Raw genomic sequence first — 15,064 nt, forward strand, 5'->3', positions numbered from 1 at the left:
TAATTGGCAGATGTACAATGCATCTACTTGTTATTTTTTATATGCAGAATGATCTCTTCGATATTCATTACACTCACATCTGTACACGCATTTATAGCAGCCAGCGGCATTACATCGAATTCGGCAGTTGCCGGATCCTGCACCACCGCCTTGCCGCCTTTTTCCTGTACGTTACATAGTCCTTCCGCACCGTCTTTATTTGCGCCGCTTAAAAGTATGGCCAGCGTTCTGCTTTCATAGGCAAGTGCCACACTATTAAATGTGACATCAATAGATGGGCGGCTAAAATTTACCAGTTCGGAATAATCGAGCATAAACGTTCGATCGGTTTCCGTTATCAGGTGGTAATTTTGAGGCGCAAGATAGATGCGGCCCGGCACAATTTTCTCTTTATCTTCTGGTTCGATGATCTTTTTTTTCACAGAAAGTAAACGGTCCATTTCACTTTGCACATTTTTAAGCCGGTGTAAAACGATCACTACCGGAATATCCAGATCGCCTGGAAGCTGCTCCAGAATTGTTGTTACAGGTAGTAAACTACCTGCCGACCCTCCTACCAAAATGATATCGTATGCTCCCATATTTATCTTTTACGCCGGTAAATTTTATGGGCGCCATGCACCGTTTCGTAAGCATTCCTCATTTCCGTAAATCGTAAGGATTCCTTAATTCCAAGAGCAAGGAAGCCCCAGGGTGATAAACTGTCATAAAACAGTTTCAATACGTGATTCTGCAACTCCCGGTTAAAGTAAATAAACACATTACGGCAGCAAATAAGCTGAAATTCGTTAAATACCTGGTCGGCTGCAAGGTTATGCTGGAAGAAAGTAATGTTTTTCCTTAGCTCCTTCTGCAATATCACCCTGTCATACCGCGCAGAGTAATAGTCCGAAAAATCCCCGATGCCGCCCGATTGTATATAGTTTGCGGTATATTCCTTCATATATTCCAGCTGTACAACGCCCGAAGCGGCCTTTTCGAGGTTGGCAGGGTTAAGATCGGTTGCGTAAATGCGTGTGCGATCCAGCAACCCCGCCTCCTTTAATAGAATGGCCATAGAATACACCTCTTCGCCTGTAGAGCAACCAGCATGCCATATCCTGATATTCGGATAGGCGGCCAGTTTTGGCAGAATATCCTCTTTTAACGTTCTATAAAATGCCGGATCGCGAAACATTTCTGTTACGTTCACAGTGAGGTATTGGACCATGCTGTTAAAAAACGCCTCATCGTTTACCAGGCGGTACTTCAGTTCAAATACCGATGGCATCCCTGAGTGCCCCATAAAACGTACCATACGACGCTTCAGCGAAGCCTGCGCATAACCGCTGAAATCATAACCGTATCTTAGCCTGATTACCTGCACTAATTCCAGGTAATCTGCCATTGAAAGTTCATCATTCATAAGATCCGCCAGAATTCCTTCCGGTTATTAATTAAGCCAGCCACACCCTGATGAGGGATAAGAGCTTATTGCTGTTTACCGGTTTTGCTATATAATCAGATGCGCCCGCCTCAATACATTTTTCCCTGTCGCCGGCCATGGCTTTGGCCGTGAGGGCAATAATCGGGAGCCTGGCATACTTTGCATTTGCCCTGATCTGGCGTATGGCTTCGTACCCATCCATTTCGGGCATCATAATGTCCATTAGCACCAGTCGCAGGTCGGGATGCGCTTCAAGTTGACGGATTGCGTCTTTACCGTCCGAAGCCGTTACTACCTGTAATCCGTTGCCTTCAAGCAGCGCACTCAGCGAAAACACATTCCGCATATCGTCGTCGGCCAGCAGTACTTTTTGACCTTCCATTTTCACATCTGCCGCCCTAAGCAACTTGCCTGCCTTCTCCGGGTCATCGCCCGCCTCTTTCAGTTTATACAGGAACAGTTCCAGCTCATCCATCAAACGGTCGGCCGAAAAGGTGGAATTACGCACAATAGCCGCAGCTTCTTTGCGGATCAGCTTTTCATCAGCCTCCGATATATCCTGATCGATATAAACGATAACAGGTGTTTGTTTGGATGCTGTAAGCTGGCGTAGTTGCGAAAGCTTATTAATCCCTTCCTTTACATCCTTTCCTACATCCAGTACTATTCCTTCAAAATCTTTTTCCACCAGCAGATTCATGGCCTCCTGAATAGAACCTACCTGCTCATAGTGGGTTTCCATCTGGCGTTCGTCGCTCATGGATTGTATAGAAGGATGATGCAGCAAACCGCCATCGGATACAACCAGTACATTTTTAAAGCCCGCCTTCAGTTGCAGACTGATGCCGGAGAACACCGCATCCATGTCTGTAAGCTGCAAAGGCTTCTGAGTGTAACCATGAACGTGGTTCATTACCTGCGCAGACACTTCGCCAGCCGATATTACATGGACCAGTATATGTTTAAGATCATCGTTGCCTTTTAAGATTTTAAGGATACTCGTACCATCAATAAGCGGAAGGTTCATATCCAGGATAATGGCGCTGGGCAAGTATTTTCGTGCGAGGTACAATCCATCGTTACCGTTCAGCGCTACGATGGCCTTATAGCCCTTTTCATGTGCGGCATCACGAAGAATGGTCGCAAATGTTGCGTCATCTTCAATAATAAGTACCAGTTTGTCGGCCTTCGTTACGGATTCCCGGTCATCACGTACCTCTGCCGTTACCGGGGCTTTAATTGTTATCGGCGGGGCTGGTGGAGGCGGTAGCGGGGCTGGCGCAACAACTGGCGCACCCTGGCGCAACACTTCGCCATCAACTGCCAGTGGTAATATGATAGTGAAAGTACTGCCCTTGCCCAACTCGCTTTCGACCCGTATTTCGCCGCCCAGTCGATGTGTAAGTTCTTTGCTGATAGAGAGTCCAAGTCCCGTTCCACCATATTTGCGGCTGGTGGAACCGTCCGCCTGCCGGAAGGCTTCAAATATAAGCTGTAGCTTTTCTGCAGCAATGCCGGTACCACTATCTGCTACCATAATATATAACAAGGCTTCGTCTTTAGCCTCCACCTGGAGTTTAATGCTGCCGTTGGCTGGCGTAAACTTGAACGCATTGGAAAGCAGGTTTTTAATTACCTGCTCCAGCCGCTGCCGGTCGGTACGTATACGCGCCGGTACATTAGGTGCTATAGCCGTCGTAAATCCGATTTTCTTCTCTTCGGCCACCACGCGGAAAAGGCTTTCCATATCGTTCACCAGTTCCTGCACCGGTTCGGCCGCAAAATTCATTTCTATCTTACCAGCTTCTATTTTAGCCAGGTTCAGGATATCATCTATCAGTTCAAGCAGGTCCGATCCCGATTTATGGATGATACCGGCATATTCTTTTTGTTTGGGTGTCAGGGTTTCTGTTTTATTTTCTTCGAGGAGGCGGGCCAGGATCAGTACGCTGTTAAGCGGTGTTCTTAACTCGTGCGACATGTTAGCCAGGAACTCCGACTTGTATTTGCTGGTTTGTTCCAGTTCCTGCGCCTTTACCGACAGCTCCTGGCGGGTTATTTCCAACGCCTTGTTCTTCTCGGTCATCTCATCATTCACCTGCCTTAACTCTTCCTCCTGTACTCGCAGTTCTTCTTCAGACGCCTGTAGTATTTCGGACTGTCGCGTAAGTTCTTCATTGGTCTGCCGCAGCTCTTCCTGTTGTGTTTCCAGCACTTCCTTTTGTTGTTGCAGCTGCTGCAGCAGTTTGTTAGCTGTATCCCGCGAGGCGGCGGCGGCAAGCGCTACTGCAATGTCGCCCGCGGCCTGCCCCAGCAATTCATGGTCGCGGGGCTTCACCGCGCTGAACAAGGCCAGTTCTATCACGCCCACCTGCATATTGTCGCGCCACAGCGGAACCAGCATGAGCGTACCTGGCTGTTGTGAGCCGGACGCACCTTCTATCCGCCAGTAAGATGCAGGCACCTCGTCGATGATCGTGATTTCCCGGCGCATGGCCGCCTCTCCTATCATCCCTTCCTTTAATTTATATATCTTTTTAACAGTATCGGGCAGCGCTACAGAAGAGCCGAGTTGCAAGGTGTTGGTTAACTCATCATAATAATATAATGCACCCGCCGGGTAACGCAGGTACGACACCAAGGTGTAGAGAAACTGCTGCATCATGGTCTGCAATTCCACATTTCCCTGCAAACTCTCGTTTAACCTGGCCATGCCGGTAAGCAGCCAGTTCCGTTCGTTCGCCACCCCATTGAGCGTTACCAGTTCCTCCAGCTTCTGCTTTAGCAGCCGTTCTGCACGCCAGCGGTTGCGGAACTCGCGGAAGGTAAACCACATAAGGGTGAACGCTACTACCAGCGTAAGTACAGAGTTAAGTCCGAGCATGGTGGAGGCCCGGTCGATAAAGGCTTCATTACGGTTATTTCGGAATACTAACAATCTTCGTTCATTCTCGACCATTCGCAATATCCGATTATGTACAACCGCGAGGTATTGCCCCTCCGTGAGCGACACTTCCAGCTGATGCGAAAATACATAGGTCATAGGGTATCGCACACCCAGCGCGTCCCAATAATCTATTACTTTATTGATATCGGCTTCCAGCGAATCGACCTGTTTTACCTGGTCGAGGTTATCGCCCACCAGGTTCTTTAAGTTTTGTAAAGCCGGCGCCATCTTAGGTTTAGTGGCATAGTAGGGCTCCAGGAACTTCTCGTCCTTTATAATACGGTACGTATTACCAGCCACCTGCATATCGTAAATAAGCCGGTTGATGCGTTGCGCCTGGGTAATTACCTCATATGTATGCTGGACCCACTCGGATTCACTGGCCTGCCGATGGAAGTTAACGTAGGATAGAATACCGCCCGTTAGCACCAGCAGTACTGCTATGGCAAAACCTGTGTATAAGCGGCTTTTCATCGAAATATTCATACTTGCAGATAAGGTTTGCCGAAAACGGCTAATGGTTATGTATCAACAAATATATGCCAGTTGGCGCGAAGTATGCTATAGTTGACAAAAGAAGTAGGATTTCGTAAGAATATTACGTACGTGCTATTGTTATAAGCAAAACATTTATGACTTTTGCATGTGAGTCACTATTTTGCACCGTTGAACATATCAAAGAAAAACACCGTATTAAATAATAAAAAAATAGGAAAACCGTATTCAGCTTTACCACGTAGATATCACCATACAAGCTATTAATTAAACACTTAATATAACCGAAAAAACCTATAAGGACCGTTTAGCAGCAATGCTCCCCGCTTCCTTTGAAAAACACCATTCACATGAGTAAAATATTGTTAGTAGAAGACGATGAAGTAATGCCAAAGATCATGGAGCGTATCCTTCATCGGGAAGAGTACCAGATCGATCATGTGACTAATGGCAAAGAAGCCTTCGCTAAACTGGAGGAAACCAATTTCGGCTATGACCTGATTATTACAGATATTATGATGCCTTACGCAAATGGCTTCGAAATCTTAAGTAAGGTGAAAAATCGTCCGGATGCCAAACCAATTCCGGTTATTATTGTTTCTAACGCTGGTAATGAGGATATGATACTGGAAGGCTTTAAGCTCGGTGCCGACGATTTTCTCAAAAAACCAGTGATCCCGGGAGAATTGCTGATTCGCGTGAAACGCCTGCTGATGCAATACCGATAGTACCAGGTAACAGACACTACCATATCCATATAAAAAGTAACCGCATGTTCTCAGAGTCCTTCTCTGTATTATTTCATGATTTCCGATATGCACCGCTGATCATACAGATCGCACTGATCTTTATAGTGATTGCCGTTGTCGCCACCCTGCTCGCTTACCTGTCGATCCTGGTTGCCAGGTTCCGGGGGTATAGGAACGACAAGCGGCTTTCTAAACTTCAACCTTTAATCGATCAGCTGCTTATTGAACATATATTAATGAACGAGTCGCTGAACGACCCCAATCTGCTGCCGGAGCAAGTACAGCTGCCTATTGAAGTGTTTGACCAGCCTGTATTTCAGAAAAAATGGGCCAGGCAGGCAATGATCGACCGCCTCATTAACTTCCGTAAAAATGTGCGTGGCGCCATGGGCGACCAGATACGTAATCTTTATGTGCAACTGGAGCTGGACAAAGAAACACTGAAGAAGATGAAGTCCGGCAAGTGGGAGAAAAAAGTGCAGGCGCTTTATGAATTCACCAGCATGGACATGTCTATCGCCGACGTAACGATACTTCCCCTCACTAACAGTCGTAACCGCGAATTGCGCGCCGCCGCCAGGCATGCCTATATTAAACTCAGTAAAAACGAACCTTTCAAGTTTTTTGATGTTGCTACCGAACCTCTGCTGGAGTGGGACCAGGTAGAGCTGTTCAAAATTATCTCTACCACAGAACATATCGCCATTCCCAACTTTGCGCAATGGATTACCTATTCTTCCAATAAAAGCATTGTTTCCTTCTGCTTAAAGCTGATCGTACACTATAACCAGTTAAGCGCTGTACCCGCTGTAGTAAAGCTGCTGAACACTAAAGACCACTATCTGCGGGCCGATGCGATCAACTGTTTGGGCAAACTGAAAACAGAAACAGTAGAGGAAAAGCTGGTGTACATGTACGACAGTCAGCCGCTGCTTTGCCAGCTGGAAATTCTTAAGGCACTTGGCCGCATCAGCAGCGGCAAATACATCGACTTTTTACGGCAGGAGTTTTTACACGCTACCGACTTCGAGGTACGTAAACACGCCGCTAAATCCATAATCAATAACCAATGGGCCGCTAAAGGGCTGGTGCAGGAGTTAGTAGATACAGCTACTTCCGAAAACAAGCTGATACTGAAACATAGCATGAACCCTCTAATAAAGTATTGATGACTATCTGGGAAACGATCGGGAAGATTTATGAGAACACTATTTTTGTTTATGGGTCGATCCTGCTGGTAACCTATGCCCTGCTGGCCATTTTTTCATTTATCGCCACCAGGGCTTATGCCCGCAAAGCCCAGTTTCATGAGGAGGACGTATTAATGAGCTCTCCCCTGGCCCCCGGCATCACCGTGCTGGCACCCGCGTTTAACGAAGGCCTCACCATCATTTTTAATGTACGCTCCCTACTTACACTGAACTACTCCAACTACGAAATCATTATCGTTAACGATGGCAGCACCGATGACAGCCTTGAACAACTGATCAACGAGTTTGAGCTGGTGCCCGTCGACTTCGCCTATAACGCTAAGATCCAGACAAAACCTGTACGTAAGATATACAAGAGCATCAATCCGGCCTACGCCAAATTGATGGTGATAGACAAGGTTAACGGTAAAAGTAAGGCCGATGCGGTAAATGCAGGCATCAACGCTGCTGCCCATCCTCACTTTGTATGTACAGATGTGGATTGCATCCTTGATAAAAACACCATTACAGAACTGATTAAACCGGTGATGCAGGAAAAAAGCAAACGCGTAATCGCTACAGGCGCTACTTTGCGTATTGCTAACTCCTGCGACTTCGATGCGGGGTTAATGGTAAGGATGCGGCCGCCGAAGCAGCTGCTGCCACGCTTCCAGGAAGTGGAATACATCAGGGCTTTTGTTTTGGGGAAGATGGGATGGAGTTTATTAAACTGTGTACCGAACGTATCGGGCGGGCTGGGCCTGTTTGACAAAGAAATCGCCATACGCTGCGGTGGCTACGACCATAGCTCCTTTGGTGAAGACATGGAACTGATGACCCGTATGTGCCGCTACTCACACGATAATAAAATTGACTACGCCATTCGATACATACCTAAAACCCTTTGCTGGACAGAGGCGCCAAGTACTGTAAAGGTCTTCCAGCGGCAGCGTACGCGCTGGGCGAGAGGTTTGGCGCAGCTGATGTATGCCCACTTCGGCATGTTCCTGAACCCGCGTTACGGCAGAATGGGCATGATCGTTTTTCCTTACAACTTCTTTTTTGAACTGCTGGCACCCATCGTGGAAATCACCGGTATTGCGTACTACATCATCATGGCTATACTCGGGCTTATTAACTGGCCTACCGCATTATGGCTGTTGCTATTCGTGTATACCTATTCCGTAATGATCACCACTATCGCCATACTGTGGGACCAGCTTACGTTCCGGTATTATAAAACATGGAAAGAAGCGCTTTACTTATGCGCTACGCCTTTCATGGAATTTTTTCTTTATCACCCGCTGATCGTAGTGTTCTCTATCAAAGGCTATCTCAACTTCCTGACAGGTAAAAAGACAGGCTGGGGCAACATGCAGCGTAGAGGATTTCAGACAACAGTCAAAGTGGCTACACAAAAATAGCGTGCAACAGGTATAAATATTCGGAGATGGAACTATTCAAGAATTTCTATGAAGGCTTTGTGTTTGTGTACGGCTGTACCATGCTGTTCATGTACGCCCTGCTGGCCATGCTTTCGCTAAGAGGCATTATCCGGTATCAGCGGAAGAACAGTTATGTAGATTACAACAAACTACTCCAATCGCCCATGGCACCGGGCATTTCTATTATCGCCCCCGCCTTTAACGAATCGGTGACGATCATACAAAACGTACGTTCGCTGCTTACACTCAACTACTCCAAATTCGAAGTGATTATTGTAAACGATGGTAGCACAGACGATACATTAGAGAAGCTGATCAATGAATTCGAGCTGCAGCAGGTAGACTTTGCTTACAACGAACGTATCAAATCACAACCGGTAAAAAGATTATTTAAATCGACTAACAGCGCATACGACAAACTGGTAGTAGTAGATAAAGTGAATGGTAAAAGTAAGGCCGACGCGTCTAACGCGGGCATTAACGCCGCTGCTTTCGACTACTTCCTGTGTACGGACGTAGACTGTATCATTGAAAAAGATACGCTGCTCCGCATGATCAAACCCTTCATGGACGAAGATCATAAAAAGATCAAAGAAGTGGGCGAACCTTGTCCGGAGTGCGGTTATATACATGTGGTGGAAGACAGTACCCGCGTAATTGCTACCGGCGCCACCCTTCGGCTGGCGAACAGTTGTGAGATAGACGAGGGAGTAATTACCCGTGTAAGGCCGCCAAGCCAGTTGTTACCACGATTCCAGGAAATGGAATACATACGCGCATACGTATTGGGGAAAATGGGATGGAGCCTCATTAACTGCGTGCCCAACGTATCGGGCGGTTTGGGGTTGTTTGATAAAGAAATTGCTATTAAAGCCGGCGGCTACGACAGTAAATCGTTTGCCGAAGATATGGATATTGTAACGCGCATGTGTACGTACATGATTGATAATAAGCTGAAGTACGCCATCCGTTATATTCCCACTACACAGTGCTGGACGGAAGGGCCCCCCAACATGAAAGTGTTCAGCAGGCAGCGTACCCGCTGGGGACGTGGACTGGCCGAAATTGTCACTATCCACCGGAAGGTGATATTTAACCCGCGTTACAAACAACTAGGCCTCGTGGTACTCCCCTATAACTTATTGTTTGAGTTCCTGGCGCCTATCATCGAGGTTACCGGTATTTTCTATTATATCTACCTGATTATAACCGGGCAGATAAACTGGCCATATGCCTTGATACTATTGCTTTTCGTATATCTATATTCCATTATGATCACCACCATGGCCATATGGTGGGACCATATTACCTACCGATACTATAAAACCTGGCGCGAGGTGATAGGATTAGCGCTCATGGCATTTATCGAACCGCTGATCTACCACCCCTTAATAGTTTTCTTTGCTTTGAGAGGATATTACTTCTTCCTAATCGGCAAAAAGCACAGTTGGGGCAACATGCAGCGGCAAGGATTTGGTCAGAAGAAAAAAGTACAAACGGCTTAATTACAATGATGAGGATACCTTTAACATATTTCATTTTCGGGTTTGTGATGCTGATCGGTTTATCCGCACAGGCGCAGATATTTAAGAAAGGCGGCGATGCCGATGCACTGTACGAACAGGCCGTGCAGGAAACCAAACTACAGCATTACGCCAAAGCTATCGAATTATCGAAACAGGCACTTGCCAAGCAGCCCGACTTTGTGGACCAGCAGCTATTGTTGGGAAGACTCTATATGCTTACCGGCAACAACATCGAAGCCCGTAAACAGATCAATGCAGTAATACGCAAATCGCCGCAGTACAGGGATGCCTATTTCTATGCTATCAATATAGAAATGAGCGAAAAGAAATATGAAGAAGCCCTATGTTTTGCAGATGAGGCCTTATACGAGTTCCCGAACGACAAGGTGCTGATGTTAAAAAAACTGAGCATCATGGATGCTTCCGGCAAATTTTACCAGGGTGATATGTATGCGCCTGAATTATTGAAAAAACATCCGGAAGATACGACCATACAGAAAGCTTATACCGGTCACTTTTTACTGGCGGGCGGGCAATACCAGCGTGCAGGCAATACCATTATGGCCCGCGAACACTTTGAGAAAGTACTGGCGGTGGAACCCGGTAACGAGGAGGCGAAAACAGCCATCACGAACATGTATGTACGCAACCGCAATTACACCAGTGCATTGGAACAGGTAAACCAGGAACTGGCCGCCAATCCTAACTCCTACGATTTGCTCATGAAAAAGCTGGGGCTGCAGCAGCAGATGAACAACTACCCGGAAGCACTCATCACCCTGAAAGAGATTTTAAAACATTACCCTAACGACGCTAAAGCCCGCAAGCTGGAGACCGACCTGCGAATGGATGCTGCCAATTATTATACAGATACAGATCCTTACTTGCTGTACCAGGGCGTATTAGAAAAGAACCCCGGCAACCGCGAGGCACTGGATAAAGTAATTGGCCTGAGCATGAGCCGGGGCGCCTACCGTGAAGCCCTCGCCTGGATTAACAGGGGATTGAAAACAAATCCGAATGACCAACGTTTACTAGGTTTAAAGGCCGACGTACTGGAAAGCGACCGTAAATTCACCGAAGCTGCGGCAATAGCGGGCAGGTTAAGGCAGATGAACCCATCCTCTACCGACATACGCAACCGCTATACCTACTTAAAAGTGGCCAGTGGCCGCGAATACCTCGCGCAACAGCAATACGACCTGGCCATTGCAGAACTCGAAAACGCACGCCAGGCTTCCCCGTCAGACACGACCGTACTGGATATGCTGGCTAACACTTACATTACCCGCAGGGATTACACCAAGGCCTTAACTGCACTGGACAATGCCTTATCCTTCTACCCTTCCAATACCCGCTTCCTCGTTAAAAAATCGAGTGTGCTGGCTGAAATGGGTAAATATGATGAAGCAGCGGAGATCGTTGAATCACTTTTAAACAATGACCCTTCGGACGAAAAGTACGCTTCTACGTTCGTGGAACTACGCCTCACTGCGGGACGCATCCTGATGCAGGCGGAGGAATACGATTTGGCGAAACAACAGTTTACCGCAGTTATTGCCCAGGCGCCTGACAATATCGACGCGCTCAATTACCTCATTAACCTTGAAAGTGCTACGAACCAGCCAGACAGTGCGCTGGCTTATGCAAACCAGGGTTTACAGTATTACCCGGACAATAAGGACCTGTTGCTAAAGAAGGCCGCTGCCCTTACTGAGCTGAAACAATACACAGCAGCTAACGAAATTAACGCGCAACTGCTGCAACGTTATCCGTTTACACTGCGCTACAAAACATCTTATACAGATGGGTTATTACAGCAGGGCGTGAACTACCAGCGCAATAACCAGCCTGATAGTGCTTTACAAGCCTTCCGAAAAGTATTGGCGCTGAACAAACGTGATTCACTCGCGCTTCTGTACAGTATCAATCTGTATAGCAGTCTTGGCCAAAACGACAGCGCATTGGCACTCGCAGAACAAGGTTTGAAATATTACCCTAACCAGGAAACATTTTTGCAGAAACGCGTAGTATCCCTGGAAAACCAGCAACGCTTTGCAGAAGCTGCCCTGGCGGCAGATAGTCTGGTTAAAATGAATGGCAGCGCGGCTAATACTGACTATGCAGATTTCCTGCGGAGCAAAACGCTAAAAAACCAGTTTGGACTGTACTACCTGAATACCCAATACGACTATAGTTCCACCCGATACCAGATAGCTACGCTTGAATACCGCAGGTTTATCAAAGCCGGTTCTATTGCCGGCCGTATCAGTTATGCCGGACGGGCCGAAGGCACGGGTATACAGGGCGAGCTGGAAGCGTATATCAATCATAGTAAATCATTGTATTCCTACGGTATTGCCACCTTCTCTAACGAAGTAGCCTTTCCGCAAATGCGGCTGGGTTATTCCATCTTTAAAACATTTAAGCACGATATAGAAGCGGAACTGGGTGCGCGTTATTTGAAGGCCGACAGTGTGCAAAGTATTTCCGGCGTAGTGTCGCTGGCTAAAACATGGAACGACTTCTGGGTAAATGGCCGTGCTTACTTTATTAGCGACTCGTCCGACTTCTACACTTCTTTTAACCTGACCACCCGTTATTACATGAACCGCAGCCAGGATTTCCTGTCAGTATTCGCCGGACTGGGCACCTCTCCCGATGATCGCAGCCGGCTGATTGCCTTTCCGCAACTGTCGGGCTTGCTGACGCGCAGTGTGGGCGCGGGTTATCAAAAGTCAATTAAATATAGGAACACGCTAAGTATCACAGGCACCTGGATCAATCAGAAGATTGCGGACAACCAGTTCCAGAACCAGTACGATATCTACCTGATGTTCCTAAGAAAATTTTAAGTTCATGCAAAAAACGTTACAGGCACTGTTGTTAATAATTGCCATGCTCATCGCTACCGGCTGCCGCATCAAGGCTGGCAGTATTACGCTTGTAAAAAACGGCGTAGCACAACATGTGATCGTGATACCCGATGAGGCGACTAAAAACGAATCAAAGGCAGCATCTGTATTACAACAGTATCTGAAACGCATGTCGGGCGCGGCATTTAACATCATTAAAGAAAGTGCTTATAATAAGGACAGGGCAGCTATTTTCATTGGCAAAACCAATCGCTCCCAAAAAATAAATAAGGGAAAAATACAGGGAGAAGGGTTTATAATCAACTCAGACGCTTCCGACCTTTATATATTAGGCGGTAGCGGAAAAGGAAGTCTGTATGGCGTATACACCCTGCTGGAAAATTACCTGGGCTGTAAGAAGTTCAGCGATGGCCCCGCCAGCGTCGCCGCCCTTAAAACGATCAACATTCCTCAATACCTCGACGACAAACAGGAACCAGCGTTCCAATACCGCGAAACCTACTACCCTGCTTCTGCAGACGCGGAGTACCTCGACTGGCATAAACTACACCGCTTCGAAGATTTATGGGGAATATGGGGCCACTCGTTCTTCAAACTTGTGCCGCCCAAAACGTGGTTCGCCAGCCACCCCGAATACTATGCCTTAGTAAACGGCAAACGCCAGCCCACACAACTTTGCCTGAGCAACGAAAACGTATTACGCCTGGTCACCGAAAACCTTCGTAAAGCAATTGCCGAAAACCCAGATGCCATGTATTGGTCGGTAAGCCAGGAAGACGGCGGCGGCTTTTGCAGTTGCGATAAGTGCAGCAGCGTTAACGCGGCAGAAGGTGGTGTTCAGGGTTCGCTTATCGCATTTGTAAACCGCGTGGCGGCCAAGTTCCCCAAGCAAACTATTACCACACTGGCGTACGAGCAAACCGTACATCCGCCTAAAAATATTAAACCGGCCGCTAACGTATTCATAATGCTCAGCACCATCGCGGTACTCAGGCACGAGCCGATCAGCAGCACCGCATCCGCAGAAAGTTTCCGGAAGGACCTGAAAGGCTGGGCGACCATTACCCCTCACATTTTTATATGGGACTATACCACACAGTTTACCAACTATCTTAATCCATTTCCCGACTACAATAACCTGCAGCCCAACCTTCGTTACTTCGCGGAGAATGGCGTAAAGGGCGTATTCTCCCAGGGCAGCGGCGCTACGTTTAGCGACATGGCAGCTTATAACAGCTTTATACAGGCGAAGTTGCTGTGGCAGCAGCAGATCGACTTCAACCAGGCCAGTAATGACTTTATAAAGGATTATTATGGCAAATCGGCCCCGTATGTTTCCGAATACCTGGCGGCCCTGCAAAAGGGCCTGCAGAGCAGTAAAACAAGGCTCGACATATATGGCGGTACAAAGGCTGGATATTTAACGCCGGAGTTGTTAGATCAGTACTCAACCATCCTCGATAAAGCTGAAAAGGCCGCTGACGGCAACGTTTACCTGCTGGAACGTGTGAATGAAGTGCGGTTGGGACTGGAATACGTTGTATTACAACAATCACGTTTCTACGGCACAGAGAAATTTGGCTACCTCGTACCGCAGGGCACCGCATATGGGGTAAACCCCAAATGGCCCGACCGTGTAAAACGTTTTACAGAACTAAGTAAAAAAGCCGGCGTTACCGAACTTTCCGAAGGCGGCCTTTCGCCGGATGCTTATGCAAAGGAATGGTCGGAGATATTCTCCCGCAAATGGCTGAACAGCATTGCGTTTGGAGCGAAAGTAAGCTTACAGTTCCCCTATAGCGAAGATTATCCGGCCAAAGGCGAACGTACACTTACCGATGGAATTACCGGCGGGCTGGACTTTAGTACGAACTGGCTATACTTTTACGGACAGGATATGGTGGCGACCATCGACCTTGGTCAGACTAAAAATATCAGGAGCATACAGGCAGGCTTTTTACAGGATGCCCGCCATTTCATATTTGCGCCGCAAACGGTGATCGTAGAAACCTCTGCAGATGGCAAAACCTATAAACCCGCCGGAAAGCAGGACGTGCCCTCGGCCACAGAAGAGGATTACAGCGCTGCGATCCGCAATATAACCCTGGCTACACCAGTTACGGGAGTACGTTATATCAGAGTAACCGCTAAATGCCTGTCCGCCATGCCTGCCTGGCGCGGTTCAGACAAAAAGGTGGGATTGTGTTGTGATGAGATCACTGTTTTGTAGCAACCCAAGTGAAACAGTAGTGACAAAAGAATAGGCCCCGCCTTACATGTACATGCGTTTGCCTGGCTGCCCACAATTCACTATTTTCATACAGCTTAACGCCCAAACTACTGGCTTTATGGATATTTTCTTTCACATCCGTATTCTCATTGGCATTATTCTAAGCCTCAGCATTACACA

General features: G+C 47.4%; 9 protein-coding genes. 6 read left to right on the forward strand and 3 right to left on the reverse strand.

Annotated elements, in window-relative coordinates; all coding sequences use genetic code 11:
* Positions 1 to 23 precede the first annotated feature (23 nt).
* The 3 genes from QZT80_RS24545 to QZT80_RS24555 are packed head-to-tail and all read right to left on the reverse strand — an operon-like array spanning position 24 to position 4,859.
* On the reverse strand, positions 24 to 581 hold the full coding sequence (locus QZT80_RS24545) for a chemotaxis protein CheB (RefSeq protein WP_295128701.1): 558 nt from the start codon (positions 579 to 581) through the stop codon (positions 24 to 26).
* A gap of 2 nt (positions 582 to 583) precedes the next feature.
* Positions 584 to 1,405 carry a protein-glutamate O-methyltransferase CheR gene (locus tag QZT80_RS24550; RefSeq protein WP_295128703.1) on the reverse strand — a complete coding sequence of 274 codons (822 nt, stop codon included), beginning with the start codon at positions 1,403 to 1,405 and terminating at the stop codon, positions 584 to 586.
* Between the two features lie 31 nt (positions 1,406 to 1,436).
* Positions 1,437 to 4,859 carry a response regulator gene (locus QZT80_RS24555; protein WP_295128705.1) on the reverse strand — a complete coding sequence of 1,141 codons (3,423 nt, stop codon included), beginning with the start codon at positions 4,857 to 4,859 and terminating at the stop codon, positions 1,437 to 1,439.
* A 359-nt stretch (positions 4,860 to 5,218) separates the two neighbouring features.
* Here QZT80_RS24555 and QZT80_RS24560 point away from each other — a divergent pair, with 359 nt between their 5' ends.
* From QZT80_RS24560 to QZT80_RS24585, 6 genes are read left to right on the forward strand one after another with little or no spacing between them, the layout of a single operon-like run.
* Positions 5,219 to 5,596, forward strand: a complete 378-nt coding sequence (locus QZT80_RS24560) for a response regulator transcription factor (protein WP_295128707.1) — start codon at positions 5,219 to 5,221, stop codon at positions 5,594 to 5,596.
* A gap of 44 nt (positions 5,597 to 5,640) precedes the next feature.
* Positions 5,641 to 6,786 carry a HEAT repeat domain-containing protein gene (locus QZT80_RS24565; protein WP_295128708.1) on the forward strand — a complete coding sequence of 382 codons (1,146 nt, stop codon included), beginning with the start codon at positions 5,641 to 5,643 and terminating at the stop codon, positions 6,784 to 6,786.
* Positions 6,786 to 8,231 (forward strand): glycosyltransferase, encoded by a 1,446-nt coding sequence (locus tag QZT80_RS24570; RefSeq protein WP_295128710.1) that lies wholly within the window; start codon positions 6,786 to 6,788, stop codon positions 8,229 to 8,231. The genes QZT80_RS24565 and QZT80_RS24570 overlap by 1 nt, the downstream gene beginning before the upstream one ends.
* A 26-nt stretch (positions 8,232 to 8,257) precedes the next feature.
* Complete coding sequence (locus tag QZT80_RS24575) at positions 8,258 to 9,757, forward strand: glycosyltransferase (RefSeq protein ID WP_295128712.1); 1,500 nt, start codon at positions 8,258 to 8,260, stop codon at positions 9,755 to 9,757.
* A 5-nt stretch (positions 9,758 to 9,762) separates the two neighbouring features.
* Positions 9,763 to 12,633 carry a tetratricopeptide repeat protein gene (locus tag QZT80_RS24580; protein WP_295128714.1) on the forward strand — a complete coding sequence of 957 codons (2,871 nt, stop codon included), beginning with the start codon at positions 9,763 to 9,765 and terminating at the stop codon, positions 12,631 to 12,633.
* 4 nt (positions 12,634 to 12,637) lie between these two features.
* Positions 12,638 to 14,884, forward strand: a complete 2,247-nt coding sequence (locus QZT80_RS24585; protein WP_295128716.1) for a DUF4838 domain-containing protein — start codon at positions 12,638 to 12,640, stop codon at positions 14,882 to 14,884.
* Positions 14,885 to 15,064: the final 180 nt, after the last annotated feature.

This window comes from uncultured Chitinophaga sp. (assembly GCF_902168175.1).
Classification (GTDB): domain Bacteria; phylum Bacteroidota; class Bacteroidia; order Chitinophagales; family Chitinophagaceae; genus Chitinophaga.